Below are 15,522 nucleotides of genomic sequence, written 5' to 3' on the forward strand. Positions count from 1 at the left end.
CGACGATCATGCGACGGCCGCGTTCTTCCGCGGACGGCCACGGGGCCGCTTCCGCGCGATGACGACACCGCGCTCGAAGATCTCCCCACCCCAGACTCCCCACGGCTCTTCGCGCTCCATCGCGCTCTCGAGGCATTGGGTCCGCAGTGGGCATTGTCGGCACAGGCTCTTCGCCTCCTCCAGGAGGTCCGGTCGGTCGGCGAACCACAGGTCGGCGTCGTAGTCGGTGGACTGGCAGGGCAGTTCTATTCGGGGAATGGTCAAGGTAGACAAAGTAGGTCGGCTTTCGTTCGCAGATGCTGGTCTGATGAACCCGGGCCTACTCGTGGTGGTGCGATGAGAAAGGCCACGGGGTTCGCTATCGCGATTCGCCGTGGCCTCGAAGGTTCCGCTGGTCTCTAGGAGTGAGACATTCGGTAGGACGTCGGATCGCCGTCCACGGGGGCCACTGGGAATCGCCGGCGCGCTCGCGCCATGGGCGCTGCCGCTGCAGCGAGATGTACTGTCTGCCAGTTCACTGGTCGATTCCCTTCTCTCGTGCGGCTCCGGACGGCACAGAGGATCTCCGCACCGCGTGATGTACTTCTGTACTGTATGCGCGCCGCCAACGGCGCACAACTTATTTTCTACCTGCGGTTTCGCCGCGTCGGCGCCCGGGGAGGGCGGCATCGATCACGTCAAGGATCCGCGCCCCGATCACGTCTGCCCGCTCCGCTCCGAAGCCGCGCACCTTCGCCAGCTCGTCGATCGAAGTCGGCACCGCAGTGGCGATCGAGCGGATCATCGACACGCTCATCACGTTGACCGCCGAGATACCCTCGGACTCGGCGAAGTCCTTGCGCCAGGCGGTCAGCGCGGCGAGGACGTCGGGATCGGGGTCGCGGCGCTCGGGCAGCGGATCGAGGTCGGCGGCCGGATTCGGCACCAGTGCCTCGAGGAATCGGGAACGCCGACGCTTGGCGCCCCGCCCCTCGCCTCTCGAAAGACTCCACGACAGGTGGAGGTGTTCACGTGCCCGCGTGACACCCACATAGAAGAGCCTGCGCTCCTCTTCGACCTCTTCGGTGGTCTTGGACGCACGCCCGAGCGGCATCGATCCCTCATGCAGTCCGGTCAGGAACACCGCATCCCATTCGAGGCCCTTGGCCGCGTGCATCGACGACAGCGTGACGCCCGCACCGACCGGCGCGTGTCGCATCCGCGACCGCTCTTCGAGCCTTGCCACCAGTCCGGCGAAGTCCAGTTCTGGTGACTCCCCGGCGATCGACTCCACGATCTCCATCAGACGCAGCAGCTGTTGCCATCGCGCACGCGCGTTGGCGCCCTTCGGCTCGGACTCGGTGAGCCCGACGGAGTGCAGCGCATGCCGCACGGCGTCCACCGGCGCCATCGGCGGGGATGCGGCCCCCGCCGCCAGAGACGTCAGGCGCCGCATCCCCGCCACGATCTCGGGCCGCTCGAAGAAGCTCTGCGCGCCGCGGACCTGGTAGTCGATCCCCGCCTCCGACAGCGCCTCCTCGTAGGCCTCGGACTGAGCGTTGACCCGGTAGAGCACCGCGATCTCCGAGGCCGGGACACCGGTGCGGATCAACGACCGGATCTTCGCCACCACTCCGACCACTTCGGAGATCTCGTCGTCGAATCCGGCGAAGACCGGTTCCGGTCCCGACGGCCGTTGGCCCACGAGTTTGAGCCGCGTGCCCGCGATGCGGCCGCGGGCCTTGCCGATGACCGCGTTCGCCAGACTCACCACCTCCGGAGTGGAGCGGTAGTCGCGCTGCAGTCGCACCAGCGTGGCCTCCGGGTACCGGCGGGTGAAGTCGAGCAGGTACGTCGGCGTCGCGCCGGTGAAACTGTAGATGGTCTGATTCGCGTCGCCGACGACGGTGAGGTCGTCGCGTCCGCCGAGCCATGCGTCGAGCAGGTCCTGCTGGATGGGAGTGACGTCCTGGTATTCGTCCACCACGAAGCTGCGGTAGCGGGACCGGAACTCTTCTGCGATCGACGGGTCCGACCGCAGGATCGTGGTGGTGAAGGTGAGCAGATCCTCGAAATCGAGCAGTCGGTCGCCGTTCGGCGCGACTTTGGCCGCCTCATACGCGGAGAACACCTGCGCGACCGTCGCAGGGTCGGCCGGAAGGTCGCGGTGGGTACGTCGCGCCGCCTCCGCATACTGCCCCGGACCCAGACCCGACGACTTCGCCCATTCGATCTCCGACGCCAGATCCCGCAGCAGATCGCGGTCGGCGACGTCGAGGCCCAATTCGCGCGAGACTCTACCGACCATCCGGAACTTGTGCTCCAGCAGTTCCCAGCGCATGTCGCCCATCGCCATCGGCCAGAAGTAGCGGAGCTGGCGCATGGCGGCGGCGTGGAAGGTCTGGGCGGCGATCCGGTTGCCGGGTCCGGCGACGCCGAGCGACTCCAGCCGTTCCCTCATCTCCGCGGCCGCTCGCGCGGTGAACGTGACGGCCAGCACCTGCTCGGGGTTCACCTGACCGGAGTCGACCAGATGCGCTATCCGGCGGGTGATGGTGCGCGTCTTACCGGTACCCGCGCCGGCGAGCACGCAGACGGGTCCTCGGGGCGCGAGAACCGCTTCGAGCTGTTCTGGATCAAGGCCTGAGGTGACTCCGCCTTCCGCCGCTGGATGCCCGATCACTGTCATGCCTACTACGTTCTCATGCCCCTGCGACACTGCTCGTCTCCGCAGTTCAGAGCCGGTTCCTCGGTGTCGTGGGAGCCCGGCCGGCGGCCCGAGCCCCCGCGCTGGGCCGTCCTACAGCCTGCCGAGCCTGCTCATCACCTCGCCGACGGACGGGTTGGTCGCCGTAGACCCGTCGGCGTAGAGAGCGGTCGGAACGACGTGGTTGCCGCCGTTGACGCTGCCGACGAACTCGGCGGCGTCCGGGTCGGCCTCGATGTCGATCTCGGTCCACTCCACGCCGTTGCGTTCCAGACCGGCCTTCAGCCGGTTGCAGAACGGACACCAGGAGGTGGTGTACAGAGTCAGTTCCGGGTTCGCTGCCGCATCACTCATGCCGCAATCTCAGCACATTCCGGGAGTCGTCGGAGGCGCGGGGTATCAGCGCCTCGGTGCCCGAGCCCAACCGGTGATGAGGCTCCGTGCGATCGATACCGATCCCGGCAGCATCAGCCGCGAGCCGGGGTTGTCGGCGCCCCAGTCGTCTTCGCGCGCCAGCGCCTCGAGCACCTCGTCCCGGTGGAACCACTTCGCGTCGCCCAACTCGCCGTCGCGGAAGGTCAGCGGTTCGGCGGGGTCGCCGAGCGCCTCGAAACCCAGCATCAGCGACCTCGGGAACGGCCACGGCTGCGAGCCCAGGTATTGCGGCGAGTGGACCCGGATCCCCGCCTCCTCGAACACCTCGCGCCGAACGCACTGCTCCAGCGACTCTCCCGGCTCGACGAAACCCGCCAGCGTGGAGAACCAACGGTCGGGCCACACGGCCTGCCGGCCGAGAAGGACACGGTCGGCTCCGTCGTGCACGAGCATGATCACCGCCGGGTCCGTGCGCGGATACTCCTCGGCACCCGAACCGCCGTCGCGGCGCAGCCAACCGCCCTGCACGAGATCGAGCGGGCGGCCGTCGACCGGCGAGAACTGCGCGGTGCGGTGCCAGTTCAGCACCCCCAGCGCTGTCGCCAGCAGTCCCGCCTCGTCGGCGGAGAGCAGATGGGCGCCTGTTCGCGGATCGGCCACCGGCTCGTGAACCTCATCCACCCGAACGGCCCACAGATCGCAGTCCGCCACCCCCAGGAAGACCGCTCCCGCGACCGGTTCAGCACCGTAATCCGCGGCCCGCGCCCATCGCAGCGCGCCGCGGTCGGTGACCGGATAGCGGCCGCGGTGGTCCACCGGCAGGACGCGCGCCTGCGCCCATCCCGCAGCGAGACGCTCCGGGTCTTTGCGCACCTGGTCGGCGCGGTCGATCTCCGCCCGCGACAGCAGCGGCGGTTCGACGAGCTCGAACGAGGCCATCAGACCGATCCGCCCTGGCGGACGTACAGCAGTCGGTCGCCGACCTCGATCTCCTCGACGCGTTCGTCTCCGACCCGGTACAGCTTGCCGTCGCGCACCACACCGAGGACCAGATCCTTGGTGTGCGCCGGTGAACCGCCGGTCTCCGACGGTTCCACCTCACGCTCGGCGATCGCATAACCCTCTTCTGGGCTGAGCAGATCCTCCACCACCTCCACCACGGACGGGGTGATGGTGGCGATGCCGAGGAGACGACCGGCGGTCTCCGACGAGACCACGACGGAGTCGGCGCCCGACTGCCGCATCAGGTGGGTGTTCTCGGCCTCGTTGATCGACGCGACGATCTTGGCGCGCGGATTGATCTCGCGTGCGGTCAGCGTCGCCAGCACCGCGGTGTCGTCTCGGTTGGCGGCCACCACGATCGCGGAGGCGTGCTGGACGCCGGCGAGCCGCAGCACGTCGGACTTGGTGGCGTCGCCGCGGACGGTGACCAGACCGTGAGCACTCGCCGATTCGAGCGCGTTCGGGTCCTTGTCGACCACGACGATCTCGGCGGGCTTGACGCCGTCGGCGATCACCGCGTCGATCGCGGTGCGCCCCTTGGTGCCGTAGCCGATGACGATGGTGTGGTTGCGCACCCGATTCCTCCAGCTCTGAATCTTGATCGCCTGCCGCGAACGCTCGGTCAGGACTTCGAGGGTCGTACCGATCAGCACGATCAGGAACAGCACGCGCAGCGGGGTGATGAAGACGATGTTGACCAGTCGTGCCGACTCGGTGATCGGAGTGACGTCGCCGTAACCGGTGGTCGACAGGGTGACCGCCGAATAGTACAGCGCGTCGATATAGCTCATCGGGACGTCACGGGCGTCGTGGTATCCGTCGCGATCCAGATAGACCACCACCGAGCAGACGAGCAGCGCGGTCAAAGCCCACGCCACGCGCCTGCCGATCGCCCGCGCCGGGCTCTTCTCATGCTCCGGGATCCGGACGACGCCGACGAGCGCGTAGTCCGGCTCGTCCACCAGGCCGCCGCCGCGGCGCCGCCGTAACCGCTCACGCACGGGAACTCCACCTCGCCCGCGCCGACTGTGACATCACGCATGGGAGGCTACTGCATGGACCGGACCGCCGACGGTCAGCGGTCACGATGGCAGCGGTCACGATGCGCCCGGGTCGGCGAGGATCCGCGCGAGTTCATCGGGGCCGGGGAGATCGGCCGGTTCCAGAGTGAAGTCGTGCCGCACGTAGACGAAGGCCGCCCGCACCTTCTCTAGGGGGATGCCCGACAGCTGAGACCACGCGACACGGTAGGCGGCCAACTGAACGAACAGTGGCTTGCGCCGCGCCGGCTCGGGTACGGCGCCGGTCTTCCAGTCGACGATCAACGCGCCGTCGCCGTCTGCGAAGACCGCGTCCATCCGCCCGCGGACCACCGTCGATCCGATGACCGTCTCGAAGCCGACCTCCACCTCCAGCGGCGTGCGGTCGGCCCACTCGGAGGCGAGGAACCGGCTGCGCAACAGATCCAGATCGTCCTCGGCGGGTCCGGCTGTCGCGTCGGCGGCTCCCGGAAGCTCGTCGACGTCGAGCAGCCGCGTGGCGCCGAACCTGCGCTCGACCCAGGCGTGAAACGCCGTACCGCGTCGTGCCATGGGGTTGGGGCGATACGGGACGGGCCGCCGGAGACGGGCCGCGAATGCCTCCTGGTCGGAGTCGAGTTCCACCAATTGACTCACCGAGAGGTGTCCCGGCAGTTCCACGTCCACCGTCGTCTCCCCCGCCCGCGCGTGTTCCTCGAGCAGGACGGCCACTTCGCGCTGCCACTCGCGCGCGTCCGCATCCGCCGGCTCGGTATCGGCGACGGCGAATAATGCCCGCTCGGCGCGGGCGGCGTCGACCAGTTCGGCGGCCGCGATCATCGGAGCACGCCGGTCGCCGAGGAGGTCCACCGGCCAGGCGACGCTGATCTGTTGCTCGGTGAGAGGGTTGGCGGCATCCGGTGCGGGCGGCGGCGCATCGACGTCGATGTGCAAGCCCGAGGGTTCCACCTCGTCGGAGGCACGGCCGGCCGCGGCGTCGGCGACGAGTTCGGCCAGCTCGGTGTAGAACTCCGAACCACCGCGCGGCTTGTCTCCCGATTCCGACCAGTGATGCGCGGAGACGAGCAGTGTGTGCTTGGCGCGGGTGAGCGCGACGTACAGCAGGCGACGGTCCTCTTCGAGCCGCCGTCGGCCGATCGCCTCCTTATGCGCGTCGATCGCCGCCTCGAGTTCCTTGCGGTCGCCGACGTCGGTGAGGTCGAGCGGCGGGAAGCCCTCGTCACCATCGCGTGCGAGATCTCCGCGCAACTCCGCGGGCAGTTCCCGCGCCGAGCCGAGCCAGGTGGTCTCCGCCTTTCCACTCGGGAAGATCCGCTCGGCCACGTGCGGCAGCGCCACCACATCCCATTCGAGGCCCTTCGCCGCATGCACGGTCAGGATCTGGACCCGCTGCTGCGCCACTTCCACCTGCCCGGCTTCGAGTCCCTTCTCGACGGTCTCGGCGGCGTCGAGGAAGGCGAGCAACCCGGGGAGAGTCGCCCCCGGACGCTCGGCGTAGTGGGTCACGTACTCGGCGAAGGCGTCGAGGTGTTCACGCCCGGTGACCTCGCCGCGCATCCGGCGCGCACGGATCTGCGCCTCCACCGCCACGCCGATCGTCTGTTCGACGTCGGCCACCAGCTCGGGCAGCGGTTGGCCGATCCGTCGTCGCAATCCGTCGAGCTGCCTGCCGAAGGTCGTGATCCGTTCGTATCCGGCCGCACTGTAGCGGGAGGCGTCGCCCGGGTCGGCGAGCGCATCGCACAGTCCCGCCGAGTCGACGGCCTCGCCCGGCAACGCCGCGTCCAGGGCCTCGTCGAGCGCCTCTCGGCTGGTGACGGCACCGGTGGTCGGCGCACCGATGCCCGCGGCGAGCTCGCGCGCGCGGCGCCACAGTGCGGCGAGGTCCGCCGCCCCCAGCTGCCATCGTGCACCGGTGAGCAGTCGCATCGCGGCGGTGCCGGCCATCGGATCGGCCATCAGTCGCAGCGTCGCAACGATGTCGGTGATCTCCGGAACGTGCAGCAGTCCGCCGATGCCGACCACTTCGGCCGGGATGCCCCGCCGTTCGAGTTCCGCGGCGAGCGGCGCCGAATCCTCGTTGCGTCGCACGAGGATCGCGGTGGTCGGCGGCGCGACCCCGTCCCGCTGAGCGGACGTGTAGTAGTCCTCGATGCGGTCGGCGATCCATGATCGCTCCTCGACGACGGTCTCGGTGAGTGCGAGGCGAACCGTGCCCGCGGGCGCGTCGGGACGGGCTCGCAGGACGCTCACCGGCACGCCTCGGCGTCGTAACTCCTCCGAGGTCCGATTCGCCAAGTAGAGAGCGCCGCGGCAGTTCCGCCAACTGGTCAGCAGCTCCCGGCGATGAGCGTCCCTGCTGTCCGGGCGCGGGAAGTCGCGGGCGAAGCGCGGGAGGTTGGCTGCCGAGGCACCACGCCAGCCGTATATCGACTGGATCGGATCGCCGACGGCCGTGACCGCGATCGCCCGCCTGCCGCCGACCGAATGCCCGCCGAACAACGCCGACAGCAGAATCCGCTGTGAGTGGCCGGTGTCCTGGTACTCGTCCAGCAGAACCGCCTTGATACCGGCGCGCTCGGCGTCGACGACCTCGGGATGCTCCGACACCAGTCGGGCGGCCAGCGACATCTGACTGCCGAAATCAAGCGCACCCTGCGCCGCCATCGCCTCGCGGAGCGCCGACACCAGCGGAATCAACTCCCGGCGTTCGTCGATGACCGCCTGGATGTCGCGGAGCTTCTTGTTGGGTTCGGCGCGCTGCCCCGGCCCCTTCGGGAGGGTGTCGACCAAGCGATACAGGTCGGTACCCGCCGCCCGCAGATCGTCGACGCCGACCAGATGCTCTGCCATCTCCGAATAGAGGCGCAACACCGCCTCCGTTACCGACGCGGGAACCTTCGTGGTCTTCAGCTCACCCGGCCACGACGCGACCACCGAGAACGCCAACTGCCACAGTTCGGTCTCGCTGAGGAGAGTGGCCGTGGGTTCCACGGGCAACAGCAGCCCGTAATCGGCGATGAGACGGCCCGCATAAGCGTGATACGTGCTCACCTCCGCGTCCGCGCTGCGCAACCGGCTCGCCAACTCGCCGCCCGGATCCCATTCGAGCAGAGCCGGGCTCCCCGCGAGCATCGACAGCCGGCGTCGGATTCGGGCGGCGAGCTCGCTCGCCGCCTTGCGGGTGAACGTGAGGCCGAGCACCTCCTCCGGTCCCACGAGCCGGTTCGCCACCAGCCACACCACGCGGGAAGCCATGGTCTCGGTCTTTCCCGCACCCGCGCCGGCCACCACGAGCATCGGCTCCAGCGGAGCCTCGATCACCTCCACCTGTTCCGGGGTCGGCGGCGGCAGTCCCAAGGCGGATGCCAGCGACCGCGCCCCGATCCTCGGCGCCCGCCTCGACCTCTCTTCCCGGACCAACGAATCAGTCATCGATGACCGCCTTCCCCCGCAGCTGCGCGGGGCACGACTGCGACAGCGAACAGTGTCCGCACCCGCTGTTCGGCGTCGCTGCGAAGACCGGTCCCACGCTGGCCCGCGCGGCCTCCCGAACCACCGTGATCCACTCCTCCACCTGCTCCGGCGTCAGCGGCGGCTGCACACGCTCGGCCGCACCGGTGGTCTTGTTCGCATTCGCGACGTACACGAGCCGACCGCCACCGGGGTCAGCGGCAACCCCCGTCGCTGCGCTCGCCCGGTCATTCCCCGTCGCTGCGCTCGCCCGGACCCCTCCCAGCTTCAACGCCAACTGGTAGGACGCCAGCTGCGGGTGGATCTCGGCATCGGCGGCGCGGATCGGCGTCTTACCGGTCTTGACGTCGACCACCACCGGCCGACCCGAGCCGTCGGTCTCCAGCCGGTCGATGCGGCCCACCAACCGCACCGGCAGCAGCGCGTTCCCCTCGTCGTCGACGCCCGCGGGCAGCGTGGCGTCCACCTCCACCTCGACACCGGCCTCGGTGAGCTCGGCCCGGGACAGCCGCAGCCAGTCGCGGAAGTTGGTGAGCATGCCTTCGGCCCGCTCCAACTCGCGCGCGCTGTACCACTGGGCGGGAGACGACACCCTCCCCCAGACCTCGTGCAGTGCCTCGGTGACCTCTGCGCGATCCATGTCGCCCGCCACCGCCTGCACCAGCGTGTGCACCAGAGTTCCGGTGACCGCTTGTTCGGCGTCGCCGTCACGCCCGCCGTGCCGCTCCAGCACCCATCGAAGCGAGCACTTGGTCAAGGCCTCCACGTTGGACGGCGAGAGAATGCGAGGACCGTCGTCCGCCGTCCACAGAGGCTTCTGCGTGCTCGGTCCCATCAGACCGAACCAGTCGGCCGGAGCCGCGCCCGGCACCCCGGCCTGAGCCAGATCGGCGAGCAGCGCCGCCGCCACTCGCGTCCGCTCGTCGGGTCCGCCGTCGGCATCCGCGCCGGACACCACCACCGCCCGCAGTTCGGCGACGAGCGACGGCAGCGACAGCACGCGCCTGACACCGGGATCGATCGGCACTTCCTCGTCGGCGTCTTCGCCGCCGTCTGCGTCGGCGCCGTAGCCGCCGACCGCGTCGGCCAGTTCGGGGACGAACCGCGACGGCGATGCGTCGCCGCTGCCGTCCTCGACCGCCGTCACCAGCAACCGCGACCGTGCCCGGCTGCATGCCACGAGCAGCAGTCGCCGCTCGTCTGCGAGCATCACCGAACCGCGCGCGATGGTGTCGACGGCGTCGGCGCCCACTCCGCTCAACAGGTCGATCAACGCGGGTGTCCCCAGCACGCTGCCCCGGCTGCGCAGCGACGGCCACAGACCGTCGAGCACACCCGGCACCGCGACCACCTCCCATTCGCGGCCGGTCGCGGCGTGTGCCGACACCACCGCGACCGCCTCCGTGCCCGACACCGCGATCCGCGACTCGCGCGGGATCTGGAGTTGGCCGAGGTAATCGACGAAGCCCAATACCCCGGCAGCCGGAAGGTTGTCGGCGAAGGTCCCCGCCGCCTCGAACATGGCGAGCATCGCGTCCAGGTCCCGGTCGGCTTGGTCGCCGCCGCGTCCGCCCCGCAGCGATTGCGCGGTCCACCTCCGCTCGAGTCCGCTGGCCCGCCAGGCGCGCCACAGAGTCTCCTCCACGCCGACGCCTGCCGCCTCCGCCGCTCGCGCGGCGTCCACCGCCTTGCGCACCTGCTTGAGAGCGATCGCCTCGAAGTCCGTGAGACCGGCCAGATAGACGTCCATCAGGTCGGCATCGCCCAGGGCCGCGGCGAGCGAGCTCAACGAATCGGCATCTCGACCGCGCGCTTCGTCGATGCGCCGGATTCCCCTGCGGAGCCGACGCAGACCGGACGGATCGGCGGATCCGACCGGTCCGGTGAGCAACGACACCACCTCGTCGGCGTCCAGCGGCGGCCCGCCCCCAGCCACCCGGAGAATCAACATGAACGCCACGACCGCACGTTGCCGATGGATCGGGACGTCGGTGGCGGGCGTGGCCATCGGCACCCCCGCCGAGGAGAACGCCCGCCGCAGCGCGGGCAGCGCTCTGGGCACCGACCGCACCACGACCGCCATCTCCGACCACGGCACCCCGTCGAAGAGGTGGGCGCGCCGCATCATGTCCGCCACCGCCGTCGCTTCCTTCGCTGCGGACGAGAAGACCCGGACGTCGGCGTGTCCACGGCGGGCCGCGTCATCGCCTCGGTCGGCCGGTTCGGGATAGCCGTGGGGCCGGCTCCCCGGAAGCCGCAGCGCGAGCGCGCGGCCGACCGCGTTCACCGCGGGCGAACCCCGGTAGTCGGTCGTCAACTCCACGTCTCGTTCCGGATCGTCCTCGGTGAGCCCGTCCGCGAACGCCGGATCCGCGCCGCGGAACCCGAACACGGACTGATCGGTGTCCGACGTGACCACCGTCGAGTCGGCGCCGGTCCCGATCAAGCGCACCAGGAACGCAGCCTGGGGGTCGAGGTGTTGGGCGTCGTCGACCAGGACATGACGGATGCGCTGCCGCTGTCCGGCGAGGACCTCGGGGTCGGTGGCGAACGCCGACAGCGCGGAACCGATCAGCTCGGCGGCGTCGACCGCGGTCACACTCGCCTCGGGTGCATCGAGCCCGACCGCCCCGCGCAGCAGCATTCCCTCCTCGTACTGGCGGAAGGCATGTCCCGCGGCCACCCACTCCGGCCGGTTGTGCCGGCGTCCGAGCTCGGCGAGATCGTCCGGTCCCAACCCGCGTTCGGCGGCCCGCATCATCAGGTCGCGCAGGGCCTGCGCGAAACCGTCGGTCGTCAGCGCCGGTCGCAGCCATTCCGGCCAGTACTCGGCACCGTCCTCCACATCGCCGGCGAGCAGTTCGCGCAGGATGACGTCCTGCTCCGATCCGGTGATCAGCCGCGGCGGTGGATTGCCGTGCGCCGACGCCTGCAGCCGCAGCACCGCGAAGGCGTACGAGTGAACCGTCCGCACCAGCGGCTCCCGCAGGGCCCCGCCCAGACTCCCGCCTGCCGAGAGCACACGCCGGGTGATCTCCGACCGCAGCTCACCGGCGGCCCGACGATTCGCCGCCAGCACCAGCACCGACTCCGGGTGTACCTCCGGGTCGAGCAGCCGCGCCACCGCCGCGTCGACGATCAGCGACGTCTTGCCCGTTCCCGGACCGCCGTGCACGCGCCAGGGCCGCCAGGGCCGCGAGGGATCGGCGCGGTGCCGTCCCCCGATCACCGCCGACGCCGACGCCGGCCACGACCGCACGCCGTCCGCCGGGGCGGGCGCGGCGACGAGTCGGGTGCTGGGACGGGTCATGAACCTATGGAAGCACGCGCCTCCGACAGTCCCGGTGGCGGAAGTCCCCATTAGAGTCGAGGCATGCCCGGACCCGCCTCGCCGACGCGCACGCTGCACACGCACCTGTTCGGTACCGACGATCCCGGCGCGCCTGCGGTACTGGCGGTTCACGGCCTCACCGGGCACGGGCGCCGCTGGGAGCAGATGGCCGCCGACCACCTGCCCGGCACCCGGGTGGTGGCGCCCGACCTGCTCGGTCACGGCCGCAGCCCTTGGGAGCCGCCGTGGAGCATCATCGAACACGCCGATGCGCTCGGCGCGGCCCTCGACGCTCATGTCCCCGTCGGGCAGGCAGTCGTCGCGGTGGCCCACTCCTTCGGATGCGCGGTGAGCCTGGCCCTCGCCGAGCGCCGGCCGGATGCGTTTCGCGGCCTCGTCCTGCTCGATCCGGCCCAAGGTCTCGACCCCGAACGGGCCCGGTTCATCGCCGAGACGTCGATGGCGAACTGGGGCTACCAGGACGCCGACGACGCCAGAGCCGCCAAGCGGATGGAGGGCTGGAGTGCGGTGCCCGCCGACGTGCTCGACGCCGAGATCGCCGAACATCTGGTTCCGGCGGCCGGCGGACGCGTGGCCTGGCGAGTGTCGGCCCCGGCCGCCGCGACCGCGTGGAGCGAGATGAGCGGCGCCTTCCGTCTCCCGCCCGCCGGCATCCCGACGCACGTCGTGGTCGCCGAGCGGGTGCAGCCGCCCTTCGTCCGGCAGGAGTTCCTCGCCGCCTGCGCCGCCGAGCGCGCGGACACGGTGACGGTGCACCGCGTCGACACCGAGCACATGATCCCGTTCCTCGTCCCCGACTTCTGCGCCGCGCTGGTGCGCGACCTGCTGTAGCCGTGGCCGCGGTCACCGAGGATCAGGTGGAGGCGGTACGGGCCCTCGTCGCCGCCATCCCACCCGGAGCGGTGAGCACCTACGGCGACCTCGCCGCCGCCGCGGGACTGTCCAGCCCGCGCATCGTCGGGTGGATCATGCGGACCGACTCGGCAGACCTGCCGTGGCATCGGGTGGTTCCGGCCTCCGGCCGTCCATCGCCCGGCCTGCGTGCGCGGCAATTGACTCGACTGCGCGAAGAAGGCATCCGAATCGTCGACGACCGCATCGATCTGAAGTCGCACCGGATGCGCCCCGACGGTCCGGGACCGACGGGAGTTCCGGACTAAACCATCATCCGGACGAGGTCGACGACCCTGAGAAGTCCGGGCAGCGCACCGGCGGTCGACCGCGGATGCATGCCGTGGACGGCGAGCCGGAACATGACCGCGCGCAGCAGCATCTGCGGCCACTCGGGATGATTCGACCACCGCTCCACCAGGTCCTCGCCGGCACCGCCCCATGCGAGCGCGTCGACGACCACCACGGCCGCGGCCCACGACCCGGGACGCCAGTACGGAACGATGTCCGTGATCGCCGGCGCTGCGGCACCTGCGAACAACACCGTGCCGAAGAGGTCGCCGTGCACCACTTGAGACGGCAGGTCGACGGGTCGGCGGAGACTCCCGAGGATCTTCAGTTCGGCGAGACTGCGCTCCCCGTCCTCGCTCGTCGGCTCCGGCATTCCCGCGGCGCGTGCCGTCCGCAGCGGAACGTCCTCCCAGGCGGCCCTGTCTGCCGCGACGAAGACGTCGACGTCGTTGAACGGCGGCGCGGGCGGCTGCAGCATGAAGCGGGGTCGTTCGAGTTTGGCCGTCGCCGCGTGCAGCCGGTCAGCGAGCGCCACGACCTCGTCGTACCGGGGTTCGGGACTGCCCGCGACATAGGTGTCGGCCCGCCAGCCGGACACCACGTAACGGCCGTCGGTGGCGCGGATGGGCCGCGCGATCCGCATTCCCTCGACATACAGGTTCTCTCGCGCGGTCGCCGACCATGCGGCGCGCGCGTGATCGGGAACCAGCGTCAGGACCACCTCGCCGACGCGCCATCCGGTGCCGTCCATCGCGATGGGCGGATGCGCGGTGAGGCCGAACGTGGTCAACACCTGTTCGGGCGGCTCGACAATCATGGTCACGTCCGTCAGATTACCCAGGACGCCTGACGTTCCCGGGCAGCGACACCGGTCCAGTCAGAGGCTCTGCACCAGTTCGCTCACCACCGGCGGCACCGCACACGCCAGAGCGAAGCCGAGCGGAAAGACCATTGCCAGCATGCGCGCGGTACCGGTCAGCCGAACGGCGATCGCCGCCGCCGACCCGGCCACGACCAGCACGCACGCCCCGATGTACGTCCACAGCGGGTCGAGGCCGGGCACGAGCACCGGGATGAGGAACCACAGCGGGACGGCAGCCATCAGGCCCGTCGCCACCCCGGCCGCAGCCACCGCCGCCGTGTTGAACGCGGCGGGCAGCAGTGCTCTCGGTCGCCTGGTCATGTCGCCGATTGTGACAGCCGCGCTCAGTAGACCGGCATGGTCGGATCGATCTGCGCGGCCCACGCCACGATGCCGCCCTGCAGGTGTGCGGCGTCGTCGAACCCGGATCTCTTGAGTGCGGCGAGCGCCTCCGCCGATCGGATTCCGGTCTTGCAATACAGCACGATCGGCCGATCGTGCGGCAGGTCTCCAATTGCACGTCCCGACACAATCTCTCCCTTCGGGATCAGCTGTGCGCCCGCGATGCGATTGATCTCGAACTCCACCGGCTCGCGGACGTCGATCAGCGCGGGCGGCGCCTCCGAACGCAGCGCCGCGTCGACCTGCGCCGGGGTGAGGGTGGACCCGGCGGCCGCCGCAGCGGCCTCGTCGGTCACCACGCCGCAGAACTCGTCGTAGTCGATCAGTGCGGTCACCGGCCGTCCCTGCGGATCCTTGCGGAGGCGCACGGTCCGGTAGGTCATCTCGAGCGCGTCGTACACCATCAGCCTGCCGAGCAGCGGTTCACCGATGCCGCAGATCAATTTCACCGCCTCGGTCGCCATGATCGAGCCGATCGACGCGCACAGCACTCCGAGAACGCCGCCTTCGGCGCAGGACGGCACCGAGCCCGGGGGCGGCGCCTGCGGATAGAGGTCGCGATAGTTGACGCCGCGACCGTCGGGAGCGTTCTCCCAGAACACCGACACCTGCCCCTGGAACCGGTAGATCGATCCCCACACGTAGGGCTTCCCGGCCAGCAGCGCGGCGTCGTTCACCAGATATCGCGTCGCGAAGTTGTCGGTGCCGTCGAGGATCAGGTCGTACTCCGAGAACAGGTCGACCGCGTCCTTCGCCTCCAGCCGCCGGTTGTGCAGCCGGACGTCGACGAACGGGTTCAGTTCGGCGATCGAGTCGCGCGCGCTCTCGGTCTTGAGTCGGCCGACGTCTCCCAGCCCGTGAATGATCTGGCGCTGCAGATTGGACGTGTCGACCACGTCGAAGTCGACGATGCCGATGGTGCCGACTCCGGCCGCCGCGAGGTAGAGCAGAGTCGGAGACCCCAGCCCACCCGCGCCCATCACCAGCACCTTGGCGTTCTTCAGCCGCTTCTGCCCGGTGACGCCGACGTCCGGGATGATGAGGTGCCTGCTGTAGCGCGCGACCTCGTCCCGGCTCAGTTCGGCTGCCGGTTCCACCAGTGGCGGCAAGGGCGACATTCTTCAGACCTCCGTCTCCGATCCCGAAT

12 protein-coding genes are annotated in these 15,522 nt (G+C 70.0%); 2 read left to right on the forward strand and 10 right to left on the reverse strand.

All coding sequences use genetic code 11. The features are described 5' to 3' along the window. Window positions 1-6: 6 nt before the first annotated feature. The 7 genes from ABFX36_RS03570 to ABFX36_RS03600 form a co-directional block, all read right to left on the reverse strand. Window positions 7-273 carry a WhiB family transcriptional regulator gene (locus tag ABFX36_RS03570; protein ID WP_006895505.1) on the reverse strand — a complete coding sequence of 89 codons (267 nt, stop codon included), beginning with the start codon at window positions 271-273 and terminating at the stop codon, window positions 7-9. A 346-nt stretch (window positions 274-619) separates the two neighbouring features. Continuing rightward, the gene (locus tag ABFX36_RS03575) at window positions 620-2,668 is read right to left on the reverse strand and encodes an ATP-dependent helicase (protein ID WP_346074941.1); all 2,049 of its coding nucleotides are present in this window, start codon (window positions 2,666-2,668) and stop codon (window positions 620-622) included. A 111-nt stretch (window positions 2,669-2,779) separates the two neighbouring features. Next, window positions 2,780-3,040 carry a mycoredoxin gene (locus tag ABFX36_RS03580; protein WP_006895507.1) on the reverse strand — a complete coding sequence of 87 codons (261 nt, stop codon included), beginning with the start codon at window positions 3,038-3,040 and terminating at the stop codon, window positions 2,780-2,782. A gap of 45 nt (window positions 3,041-3,085) precedes the next feature. Continuing rightward, window positions 3,086-4,000, reverse strand: coding sequence for an NAD(+) diphosphatase (gene nudC, locus ABFX36_RS03585; protein ID WP_346074944.1), 915 nt, complete (start codon window positions 3,998-4,000; stop codon window positions 3,086-3,088). After that, window positions 4,000-5,064, reverse strand: a complete 1,065-nt coding sequence (locus tag ABFX36_RS03590; protein ID WP_006895509.1) for a potassium channel family protein — start codon at window positions 5,062-5,064, stop codon at window positions 4,000-4,002. Before ABFX36_RS03590 ends, nudC begins: the two co-directional genes overlap by 1 nt. A gap of 96 nt (window positions 5,065-5,160) precedes the next feature. Continuing rightward, window positions 5,161-8,538: an ATP-dependent helicase gene (locus tag ABFX36_RS03595; protein ID WP_346074947.1), complete on the reverse strand. Its 3,378-nt coding sequence runs from the start codon at window positions 8,536-8,538 to the stop codon at window positions 5,161-5,163. Next, window positions 8,531-11,887, reverse strand: coding sequence for an ATP-dependent helicase (locus ABFX36_RS03600; RefSeq protein ID WP_346074949.1), 3,357 nt, complete (start codon window positions 11,885-11,887; stop codon window positions 8,531-8,533). Before ABFX36_RS03600 ends, ABFX36_RS03595 begins: the two co-directional genes overlap by 8 nt. Window positions 11,888-11,950: 63 nt before the next feature. On the opposite strand from ABFX36_RS03600, the gene ABFX36_RS03605 reads away from it, so the two are divergent. Together ABFX36_RS03605 and ABFX36_RS03610 are read left to right on the forward strand one after the other, a co-directional pair. Further along, complete coding sequence (locus tag ABFX36_RS03605; RefSeq protein ID WP_346074952.1) at window positions 11,951-12,760, forward strand: alpha/beta hydrolase; 810 nt, start codon at window positions 11,951-11,953, stop codon at window positions 12,758-12,760. Between the two features lie 2 nt (window positions 12,761-12,762). After that, entirely contained in the window at window positions 12,763-13,089 is a 327-nt protein-coding gene (locus ABFX36_RS03610; protein WP_346074954.1) for an MGMT family protein, read from the forward strand. Here the strand turns inward: ABFX36_RS03610 and ABFX36_RS03615 are convergent. The 3 genes from ABFX36_RS03615 to moeZ are packed head-to-tail and all read right to left on the reverse strand — an operon-like array spanning window position 13,086 to window position 15,493. After that, complete coding sequence (locus tag ABFX36_RS03615; protein ID WP_346075158.1) at window positions 13,086-13,928, reverse strand: TIGR02569 family protein; 843 nt, start codon at window positions 13,926-13,928, stop codon at window positions 13,086-13,088. The two genes, ABFX36_RS03610 and ABFX36_RS03615, sit on opposite strands and share 4 nt — an antisense overlap. A gap of 60 nt (window positions 13,929-13,988) precedes the next feature. Further along, complete coding sequence (locus ABFX36_RS03620; protein WP_346074956.1) at window positions 13,989-14,294, reverse strand: hypothetical protein; 306 nt, start codon at window positions 14,292-14,294, stop codon at window positions 13,989-13,991. A 23-nt stretch (window positions 14,295-14,317) separates the two neighbouring features. After that, on the reverse strand, window positions 14,318-15,493 hold the full coding sequence (gene moeZ / locus ABFX36_RS03625) for an adenylyltransferase/sulfurtransferase MoeZ (RefSeq protein WP_346074958.1): 1,176 nt from the start codon (window positions 15,491-15,493) through the stop codon (window positions 14,318-14,320). Window positions 15,494-15,522: the final 29 nt, after the last annotated feature.

It is taken from the genome of Gordonia cholesterolivorans (assembly GCF_039531975.1).
Taxonomy (GTDB): Bacteria; Actinomycetota; Actinomycetes; order Mycobacteriales; family Mycobacteriaceae; genus Gordonia; species Gordonia sihwensis.

Coding starts and splice junctions, on each gene's coding strand:
- ABFX36_RS03615 (WP_346075158.1), bottom strand. CDS start 13,928: ATGATTGTCGAGCCGCCCGAACAGGTGTTGACCACGTTCGGCCTCACC.
- ABFX36_RS03605 (WP_346074952.1), top strand. CDS start 11,951: ATGCCCGGACCCGCCTCGCCGACGCGCACGCTGCACACGCACCTGTTC.
- ABFX36_RS03620 (WP_346074956.1), bottom strand. CDS start 14,294: ATGACCAGGCGACCGAGAGCACTGCTGCCCGCCGCGTTCAACACGGCG.
- ABFX36_RS03580 (WP_006895507.1), bottom strand. CDS start 3,040: ATGAGTGATGCGGCAGCGAACCCGGAACTGACTCTGTACACCACCTCC.
- ABFX36_RS03575 (WP_346074941.1), bottom strand. CDS start 2,668: ATGACAGTGATCGGGCATCCAGCGGCGGAAGGCGGAGTCACCTCAGGC.
- moeZ (WP_346074958.1), bottom strand. CDS start 15,493: ATGTCGCCCTTGCCGCCACTGGTGGAACCGGCAGCCGAACTGAGCCGG.
- ABFX36_RS03595 (WP_346074947.1), bottom strand. CDS start 8,538: ATGACTGATTCGTTGGTCCGGGAAGAGAGGTCGAGGCGGGCGCCGAGG.
- nudC (WP_346074944.1), bottom strand. CDS start 4,000: ATGGCCTCGTTCGAGCTCGTCGAACCGCCGCTGCTGTCGCGGGCGGAG.
- ABFX36_RS03600 (WP_346074949.1), bottom strand. CDS start 11,887: ATGACCCGTCCCAGCACCCGACTCGTCGCCGCGCCCGCCCCGGCGGAC.